Source organism: Paractinoplanes deccanensis (assembly GCF_016862115.1).
In the GTDB taxonomy this organism is placed as follows: domain Bacteria; phylum Actinomycetota; class Actinomycetes; order Mycobacteriales; family Micromonosporaceae; genus Actinoplanes; species Actinoplanes deccanensis.
Map to the genome: position 1 here is coordinate 53,052 of NZ_BOMI01000194.1, position 9,105 is coordinate 62,156.

General features: G+C 62.8%; 9 protein-coding genes and 1 pseudogene. 5 read left to right on the forward strand and 5 right to left on the reverse strand.

Going from position 1 to position 9,105, the window contains the following annotated elements; genetic code table 11:
- Positions 1-19: 19 nt before the first annotated feature.
- Together Ade02nite_RS45985 and Ade02nite_RS45990 are read left to right on the forward strand one after the other, a co-directional pair.
- Positions 20-511: a hypothetical protein gene (locus tag Ade02nite_RS45985; protein ID WP_203777750.1), complete on the forward strand. Its 492-nt coding sequence runs from the start codon at positions 20-22 to the stop codon at positions 509-511.
- 44 nt (positions 512-555) lie between these two features.
- Positions 556-1,047, forward strand: coding sequence for a GyrI-like domain-containing protein (locus tag Ade02nite_RS45990; RefSeq protein WP_203777751.1), 492 nt, complete (start codon positions 556-558; stop codon positions 1,045-1,047).
- On the opposite strand, the gene Ade02nite_RS45995 is transcribed toward Ade02nite_RS45990, so the two are convergent.
- A complete protein-coding gene (locus Ade02nite_RS45995) occupies positions 1,044-1,571 on the reverse strand; it encodes a LysR substrate-binding domain-containing protein (RefSeq protein WP_203777752.1) in 528 nt (175 codons plus the stop codon). The two genes, Ade02nite_RS45990 and Ade02nite_RS45995, sit on opposite strands and share 4 nt — an antisense overlap.
- 483 nt (positions 1,572-2,054) lie before the next feature.
- On the opposite strand from Ade02nite_RS45995, the gene Ade02nite_RS46000 reads away from it, so the two are divergent.
- From Ade02nite_RS46000 to Ade02nite_RS46010, 3 genes and pseudogenes are all read left to right on the forward strand, one after another.
- A complete protein-coding gene (locus Ade02nite_RS46000) occupies positions 2,055-2,528 on the forward strand; it encodes a hypothetical protein (RefSeq protein ID WP_203777753.1) in 474 nt (157 codons plus the stop codon).
- A gap of 830 nt (positions 2,529-3,358) precedes the next feature.
- Positions 3,359-3,933 (forward strand): annotated as a pseudogene (locus Ade02nite_RS46005) (transposase family protein); the annotation flags it as partial.
- 1,071 nt (positions 3,934-5,004) lie between these two features.
- Positions 5,005-5,208 carry a hypothetical protein gene (locus Ade02nite_RS46010; RefSeq protein WP_203777754.1) on the forward strand — a complete coding sequence of 68 codons (204 nt, stop codon included), beginning with the start codon at positions 5,005-5,007 and terminating at the stop codon, positions 5,206-5,208.
- A 79-nt stretch (positions 5,209-5,287) separates the two neighbouring features.
- On the opposite strand, the gene Ade02nite_RS46015 is transcribed toward Ade02nite_RS46010, so the two are convergent.
- The 4 genes from Ade02nite_RS46015 to Ade02nite_RS46030 form a co-directional block, all read right to left on the reverse strand.
- The gene (locus tag Ade02nite_RS46015; RefSeq protein ID WP_203777755.1) at positions 5,288-5,719 is read right to left on the reverse strand and encodes a hypothetical protein; all 432 of its coding nucleotides are present in this window, start codon (positions 5,717-5,719) and stop codon (positions 5,288-5,290) included.
- Between the two features lie 172 nt (positions 5,720-5,891).
- Positions 5,892-6,347, reverse strand: a complete 456-nt coding sequence (locus tag Ade02nite_RS46020; protein WP_307871260.1) for an ATP-binding protein — start codon at positions 6,345-6,347, stop codon at positions 5,892-5,894.
- 468 nt (positions 6,348-6,815) lie between these two features.
- Complete coding sequence (locus Ade02nite_RS46025; protein ID WP_203777757.1) at positions 6,816-7,850, reverse strand: S1 family peptidase; 1,035 nt, start codon at positions 7,848-7,850, stop codon at positions 6,816-6,818.
- Positions 7,837-8,181, reverse strand: coding sequence for a CU044_2847 family protein (locus Ade02nite_RS46030; RefSeq protein WP_203777758.1), 345 nt, complete (start codon positions 8,179-8,181; stop codon positions 7,837-7,839). Before Ade02nite_RS46030 ends, Ade02nite_RS46025 begins: the two co-directional genes overlap by 14 nt.
- Between the last annotated feature and the right edge of the window lie 924 nt (positions 8,182-9,105).

Here is a 9,105-nt window from a genome sequence, read left to right on the forward strand (position 1 = left end):
CGTGGAAGACTTCGATCCCATGACGACGCCGCCGCCGGAGCGCCCCGAGGGCCCCGGCCTTTTCACGGACTCCCCCGCGCCGGGCACGCCTTACCCGTACGCCGGCCTGCCGCCCTACGAGTCCGAGGCGCCCCGCCGCCGCACCGGCTATCTGCCGCTCGCCCTGACCGGTGTCGCCGGCCTGCTGCTCGGCGCCCTCGTCGTCGGGCTCGTCTGGGCCGCGACCGCCTCGTTCGGCAGCGACGACTCGAACGCCGCCGCCGACGCCCAGGCTTCGTGCGACATCTTCGACCGGCTCCCCGACGCCTGGACCCGCGAGACGTTCGACCTGGCCAACACCAACCGCCTGGCCGCCGCCTACGCCCTGGCCACCTCCGCCGCCCAGGACGACAAGCGCTACCAGTCGCTGTCGGACGCCGCCCAGCAGGCCCACCAGACGGTGCTGACCTTCCAGCTGGACGCGGTGGGCGTACGCATTCAGGACGCCCGCAACGAGTGCGCGAAACTCTGACCCGGTTCCTTGGTCATCCGGGATCGAGTCGCTTGGATGAGCGGATGGAGATCCTGGCGGGCCCGGCGGTCAGCGAGCTGCCGGAGCGGCACAGCGTGGGCATCCGGGTGCGGACCCCGTTCCGCGGCATGTTCGCGGTGCGCGACGAGCTGATGAGGGAGCTGTACGCCTGGCTCGGCGAGCACGGCGTCGAGCACGGCGTGACCTTCTTCCGGCTGCACGTGGTGGACATGAACGGCACCATGGAGATCGAGACCGGCGTGGTCACGAAAGCCCCGGTCCGGGGCACGGGGCGGATTGCGGCAGGGGTGCTGCCCGCGGGCCGCTACGCGACGATGACGTACGTGGGTCACGGCCGCCGGGCCAACGGCACGCTGATCGACTGGGTCCGCGCCGGCGACGAGGCCCTCGACGTGGAGGAGAACCCCGCGGGCGATCGCTTCGCGTGCCGGTACGAGGCCTACCTGACCGATCCCCGGGCCGAGCGCATGAAGACCAAGTGGCAGATCGAGCTCGCCATCCGCCTGCGCGACTAACGCGCGGCACGGAGGGCGGTCAGGACCGCCGTGATCTCGGGGCGCGGGCTGGCCGGGCGGCGGACCGCGGCCGTGATGCGCCGGGTCACCGGCGGCGACAATGGCCGCGTCACCACCCGGTAGCGCGGATCCACGGCCAGGCTCGGCAGCAGCGTGATCGAGCCGCCGCCCTCCACGTGCTGCAACGCCACCATGTAGTTGTTGAAGCGCCCGATCACCGCCGGCTCGAACCCCGCCTCGCGGCACAGCCTCGTCGACAGGTCCGACATGTAGGACCTGTCGACGTCGAAGATCCACCGCTGGTCGGCGCAGGCAGCCAACGGCACAGCATCGTGCGCGGTGAGCTGGTGACCGGGCGGCAGCACCAGCACCACCTCATCCGACCCGAGCGGCATCAGATCGATCGCCGGGTCGAGCGGATGCCCCACGAAGTCCGTCGTCGTGATGATGACGTCGGCGTCCCCACGGCGCAGCGCCGGCATGCTCTCGTGCGGTTCGAACTCCAGCAGCATCACAAACGGCATGCGCGCTGGGAAAACGTGAATCCGTTTGGGCGGTACCCGAACCGCCTTGGCGCTATGAGCCGTGACCTGGGGAAACGTGCACTTGCTAGTGGAGTGGCCCTGCTCGCGCAGCGACGGCCGAGAGTTCCGCCGCCACGTTGATCGGCCGAGTCTGCCACGCCTGCTGACTACGCCGTTGATGCGCGGCCATCCGCGTATCAACGGCCGGCGAGACCTGGTGCGTCGGCGTCATCGGACCTTGTTTAATCTAGTCGTCGTCGACGGACTGGCCCGGGCAAGGGCAAAACCACCCTGGCAGCCGAGTTGACCCCGACCTCGACGCGCGTTAATCCCAAAGAATGCGATCAAGGAGGTTGTCGCGGACGTCGTGTCCGCGGTGACCGATCGTCGGCTGTGCGCCGGCCTGAACCCGAGGTGGCGTGGAGTAACGATCGGATCGCGGCCATGAGCGGACGCCGGGCGACGCTGGCTAGGATCCGCGCTGTGCGGCTCCCAGACGTCATCCCCATCAAGTACGCGCCCGATTACCGTACCGGCCGCATCGGACGGCATACGAGCGGACAGTTCTTCGCTGACATCACCGGCGCCTATCAGGAAGGCGTCAGGCCAGGTCACGACTGGCGGAACCAGCAGCGGATCTACGCGGTGCTCCATCTGTTCGACGAAAGCGGGCACCACACTGGCTCGAACCTCCGGTTCACCGGCGTCAGGGGCGACAGCCCCGCAGCCGTCGAGGCCGCCGAACAGGTCCTGTCGGACTGGCTGGCCGGCCTCGGGGCGGTCACGAACTGCGATATCGCCATCCGGCCCTTCCGAGTCGACTTCGACAATGTGGTCTTCGGCCTCATCGATGAGACTACCGACGACCCAGACGAGGGCCACGGCGGGCCATGGGCCGAGCTCTACCCACAGGGACTTGGGTTCCACGAGCCATGGAACGGCGAATACGACACCTAGGGCGCTGGGATGGCTCCGCCGCCACCATCGGCTTCACTAGCGCGGCCAGAAGAGAGTGAGCATCTGGCACAATCGGTCACTCACGTTGGCCGCACCGACGATGCGCTCCGGCACGTAATTCGACATGTTGGTCGAATGCCTTCAGAGAACCGGGCGCGCTGGGTCCACCAAGCCCGTGCTGCCTTGGTCATCGCTGCGACTCGGCGGACCCTTCTCACTTACGGTGAGCTCGGTATGGCTTCGGATATGGAAGGTGTCAGCCTCCGGAACCACCTACGGCACGTTCTGGACGATGTCTCCGAGGACTGCCGGCCAGAGGCGAGGACTGCTCGCTCGCGGCCCTCGTGGTCAACAAGGAGACAGGCGAGCCGGGTGCCGGCTGGTCCAACGGGACTCGAGACTGGCCACAAGAAGTCCGTCGAGTCTTCCAAACCTGGACGGCCAAGTAGCCGACACTGGCCACTGGCTACTCCAGGCCTTCAGGCCGAAGGCCTGGAGTAGAAGCGACACACGCCTTATCTGCGGCAGATCCGTGCACTGATCATGGGTGGTTGAGAACCGCCGATAAAACCCCGTTGCGGACCGACACCTTCGGCGGACGATCCGCGTCCGACCATCAGGCGAGCGAGCCGAAGCTGGGAAGCAAGGCCGAGCTCGGCAGTCATACGACGGACAGGTGGATTTACGCGATGCCGGATCTGAACCCGCGAACGACGCTAATCGCGTCTGGGACGATCCGCGGCCTCCTGGAGCTCACCGACCTGATACGGGCAGGGCCACTGTATCTGTTCCCCGAACCAGACCACATCGGGTTCGACGTCGAACGAGACGTGGCAGAGAGAACTGCCGCTGACTGTCAACAAACTCGTACGGAGTTGATCCACCCGTTCACGGGGCTGCACCCGGCCCAGTTCCACCGGCTCGTACGGCTGGTCGCCCGCCGTGGCGGCGACGCGATAGCCGACGGCCGGCCAGGACGCTCGTGGGCGCTGACCCTGCCGGAGCGGGTCTTGCTAATGGCCGTGTACTGGCGCACGAACCAGACTATGCGCCAGATCGGCCCGCCGTTCGGAGTCTCGCACTCCGCCGCGCACCGCCTGATCGACACCCTCGGACCGCTGCTTGCCCTCGCGCCGGCGCGCCGCCGCCCGACAGGCTAGGCCGCGATCGTCGGCGGCACCCTGATCCCGACCCGCGGCCACCGCCTGGCCACGCAGAGCAAAGCTACCGCTACTCAGCGAACCTGCAAGTCGCCATCGACGCCAACACCCAACTGGTCATCGCCTTGGGCGACCCGCAGCCCCGGCAACCGCAACGACACGATCGTCTACCGCATCAGCGGCATCAACCAGCAGCTGGCGGCCGTGAAGTGATGGCCGACGGCGGCTACCGCGACGGCAGCGAGGCGCCGCCGGCTGACATTGCCGGATCTCGTCCCCGTGTTACCTGAGGCCAATACCGACCAGGCCGAGGCGGTGATCAGTATTAGTCTCTGAGCAAGGCTACCTGTACGCACCGTCCTCCGTGCTGCACTGCATGAACGCTGCGACGCTTGGCTTCTCCACACCATTCGAGAAATGCGACCACTTGGCGTTTGCGGAGGATTACCTCAGACTGATGCCAGTATGTCCGTCGTCCGCTAGGAGACGCGGGATCATGGCCAAAGATCATGACGAACAGTTCACGCCCGACCGAAATTGGCGCGTTCAAATCAGCGCGTGGAAAACTAGCGCGCTAGTTTGGCATGAAGTTGGCGGCAGCATTCTAGTCGACAAGTGGACCGCCGGCAAGTGGCTAAAGACCCCCGAGGCAACCATACATCTACAGGTTTACCTCGTCGGACTCACGCCCGATCGCGTTTTCCTAGTGCATGAGCACACTGCGGATCGAGCGGGATACCGCGATTGGCGTGAAAAGTCATGGGGCTTAGTGATCACTTTCGGAGTTGTGGATTTCGGTCAGCCGATAGGCCCCGGTGCATCGCTTCCAGTCGGCGGTATCAATCTGCCCAGCTCAAGGGAGTCCGTAAGGGGTGTTCGCGCCCGCGGAGATGTTGTGATCCCAGGTTACAGCAGGATCGTATTCCCCGAAGTCTGCTCCGGAGACTTCTGTAAGTGATCGCCGTGCAAATTTCCTGCCAAGGCGCGGACGCCGGCGTCCTGGCAGGGCTTGGTGATTGTGACGGCATTGAATGGACCCACTTGGGCGGGCGTGATTGGCCCCGGCGCTCGGGCGTTGGTGTCCCGATTCCGGAGAGGCCGCTGCAGTTGTCTAGTCACACCTCTGGATGCTGGTGACGGGCGAATCCGGCCCCAGGTGTGGCCAGGCCCTCAGACAGACCGCTCGCCTGCTTGGAGGTGGGCGGGGACACGAGAAGGTGAAAGCCTGATAGAGGAAACCTGCTCGCCTGTTGCGGACAGTGCTGTGGTGTCACGGTGGTGGAAGGAGAAGGAACCGACCAGCTAGTGAGGTTTCGATGGAGTCCGGCGATTTAGACGAGCACGAACTGCTGCTAATGGTGCTGGAAATTTGTGAGAAGTTCTTCGCACGCGCGGGCCAGTCAACGCTCCATGACGTTGATGCATTGCTGATCGCTTACGGCATCACTGGAGGGCCTGGCTGGCTGATCGACATGCTTGCTCTCAGCCGCGTGCAGCTGACCCGACCAGGTAATCCGTAGGTATGCGTCTTGGAGGACGGGATGTGAACGGCGGCGGCGATGCGGCGGCAGCCGTCTGACCGTCAAGATGGTCGAGGGGTCAGACACCGATGTGCAGGTGGTCTGCGTGACGTGAGTTGGCGGCATCTTCGTCACGAAAGCCAGTTCGGTTTCCTTCTCCGAGTGCTTGGTGCCAGGCAGCCGGGCCCATGACGACCCGCGCCCGCCGTGCGGTTGGGAGCGACATCAGCAGGTGGCCTACTGAGATCAGCGGACCTGCGGTGTTGTGATCGCGAACGGTAAGCCCGTCGATCATGTCAAGGTCGGCAGCCTCGTGGAAATAGTGGTCGTTTCGTCGGCCCCCTGGGGTCACTGGGCCGAGCGGATGGCCGGTCTTGATCAGGCGAACTGATATCTGGTGATGCTCTACCAGGAGTTCCAAGATGTCTCGGAGCCTGTGGTCCAATTGCCCGTCGATGAGGTCCTGACGCGCGGCTTCCGACAGGAGCAGATTCGGGCTCTCGATCAACACCGCGGACCTCTCCAAGGTTTGCACTGCCCTCTCAGCACTCTCGCAGTCCTGGCCACGAGGCCCATCTTGACACGGCCTGCATCCGCAATTGAGGGTGGAGGACTGGTGGTTCGTCTTGGTCTGGCCTCGTGGCGTGCGAGTGAAGGCGCCGTTGGCAGCTGCTCGGGGGCGATCAGCTGCGGCCGTCTGGTTGCTGGATGATCTGGGTTCGGGTGCGGGCGAGGCGGTAGGAGTCCGTGCCGCTTTGGATGATGTTGCCGCCGAAGGTAAGACGGTCGACGATCGCGGCGCAGAGCCTTGGATCGGTGAAAGTCTTGGTCCATCCGGAGAACGCTTCGTTGGACGCGATGGCGACAGAAGCTTTCTCCTCGCGTTCGGTGAGGACCTGGAAGAGGAGTTCGGCGCCGCGTCGGTCGAGTTCCATGTAACCGAGTTCGTCGATGCAAAGAAGGTCGACCCGGCCGTAGCGGGCGATCGTCTTGGTTAGTTGCTTGTCATCAGCAGCCTCGACCAGTTCGTTCACCAGCTTCGCGGCCATCACGTAGCGGACTCGGTAGCCTGTCATCGCGGCCGCGGCGCCCAGTCCGATGAGTAGGTGGCTCTTGCCAGTACCGGAGTCGCCGATCAGGAGAGCGGTTCACCGTTGCGGACCCAGGTGCAGTTGGTCAGCGTGTGGATCATGGCGGGGTTGAAGGTCGGGTTGGCGTCGAAGTCGAAGTCCTGCAGGAGGCAATTACCGCGCCGGTAATTGTCGATGGCGGTTGAAGTCCGTCCGATTGACGACGTTCGGGTTCCAGAGCGCCGACTCGCTGCCTAGCGCAAACACAAATTTCCCGCACGAACGCAACTCAGTCCCCAGAACCTGAGAGTCGCTGAGCGTAATACAGTGCAGCCGGAAGCATGCCGGGTCGAACTCAAACGTATAAGACGAGCGGTCAGCTGTGTCGCCAACGTTAGTACACCCATGGAGACGCTACTCAGCACCCGCGCTGATACAGTATAGATACCACATGTACTCAGTCTGCAATCCAGCAGTCAACACGACAGAAGATGCGGGGAAGCAGGTTTGTGAGAGCCGGGAAGGATGCAACAAGAATCAATACCGACTACTTTCCTTCATCCTAAGGATGTCCTTGTATAAGGACCGAGTGCGGCCCGCCAAACCTGCCCAACCCCATAATTGGCCGCTTGCAAAATAGGCGACGGTACGGCCATTGGGGGTTTCGTGTTCGATTTGTATCCACAAGTTGGCGAAATCGGCTCCAGCCTTACCAAGCTTAACTCGTCGAATGTCTTCAGCGAAGATAACCATTTCAAGCGGCTCATACCAAATATAGTCGCGCCCGAGAATCAATTCTCCTGTAGTCTCCCGGGCTCCAGCGAGATTCTTGAAGGTGAACGCCGGGGCGGCACTGAGGTACCAGACCGACCGGTACATTTTATCCAATTGGCTGCCGACGGCAGAATGCCGCGCAGGAACCACAACGTCGCAGATCATCGGCCACTCACGGCGGAGAAGATCTTCCAGCTGCCTGGTCGGTATACAGAATGCCCGCCGCGCAGCTATATCACAGTCCTCTTGAGCTACTAAGCCCACAACGCCCGACAGATCCTCATCCCAGACGGCTGTCCCGCTGAATCCCGCTTCAATTCGAGCCCCCGTAGACTTTATATCTTCCATGGCAACCAAGCCACTAGGTTCCGGGCGCAACAGGCGGCCAGACGCTTGGCGGCCACTGTATCCTCTCGGAAATCCATAGCACCAAAACTCGTGGCGATTGAGATCCGAAGTCTTGATAAGGGCTATCGGCCGTGCGCCAGCCGGAGCAGGTTCTAGTAGTTCTAGGATCGCCAAATCGCCAGCGCCAGATTCACGGTACGGCACCCATGCGGTCACTCGCGCCGGACGGTAATCGGATGATGTGATGAACGGAAAAGACAGCTGAACGATGTGCCGCGTATCCGGTGCATCATCGGCGTTTGCGCTACGTCCGAGACAACTATTCACCACATGGGCGCATGTAAGGATGTGCGTTCGGGTCAGAAGCGTACCTGCACCTTGAGGACCCCCGGTGTGATCATCTCCTACAGCTGCAAGGGCACTCCCTAATTCCTCCTCAATTCGAACCATGGCTTGAATCCTCGTCACCACGCGACCACTTACAGGTAAGCTTGAAGTGGGCGTCCGTAGTTCCTGATGCGATTACTACACCGGCAGCCAGGGTGAGCTTCACTCCGAATTCGACCGTCATTTCCTCCGGACTTAGGTCACTCACGGCGGATTTTAGGGCGCCGACTGCGGGGCGTACAACCTCGGCGATCTGCTCGAGTCGCTTGCCCGTCTCGGCCACAAGCGCATCGCCGCGTCGCGAAGCCAGCGCCGTGCCGCGTAGTGTGTCGCCTTCCGCCAATTCGAAAATGACGGACATGCCGTCTTCTACCTGAAATTCTACCAATTCCATCGCGACACCTCCTGGTGATCTTGCAAAGCCGATCGCCTTACGCAGACAGGGAGCGGCCTCCGATGATGGTGATCGCGGCTCCTGTCGTTGGGAGTCGGCACAGCGTTGGACTCGCGCAGTAGCTTTCTGCTGTCCAGCATCCCGCACGGGATGTCGGCAGTACAGGAGCCCCAACGACACGATCAACGAGCCTGCGGGGCGGTGAAACAAGGCAGCCACTGCCAATCCGGATCCTCCGCCTGGCCGATGCCAACGCCGATGAGACGACTCCTGAGGCTGGGACGGTTTTCGAGGGTATGGGAGAAGCCTCAGATTCAGTCGTCGCCGGAACGGGCCTTGTAGTAATATTCACTGCCGCACATAAAATGGTCGCGCGCTGCGCTTTGCTAATTCTATGGTCAGGGTTATCAAACCCTTCGGAATAAATCATCGCACCAAAGCAGAAGAGAGATCGAATCCAATGCGATGATTCGACTCATCTCCCCCATTTTAGGTTCGGCGTAGCATTCCGGGTTGAGCGATGAGGCGATTCGCGATACATTATGTTGACATGGTCTCGTGCACTCAACTCGGCAAATGAGTGAGTCAGTTCGCTACGCCACGTACTCGTCGGTGTTGAGGAGCAGGGTTCTATGTCGATGCGAAGCCTCGGTAGCGGGTCGGCGTGACCGTGCGGTCGTTGTTCTGATCATGGCGGGAGCGAAACGCCGCACACCGCTCGTGGTGGTGCGAAGCCCGAGGACGGCACCTTTGTCGGCGGAAGATCGCCAGCAGGCGATTACCGCCTTGGCCGTCATGATCCACGAGAGGTGGTCGGGCGGCCGAGGCCGCAGCGTCGATGCTGTTCGCGGATCGGATCCGTTGGACGACGCTACGGCGGATGACCAATCGGTGAGCTGGTCAGGGCAGGCGCCGGCCTACGAC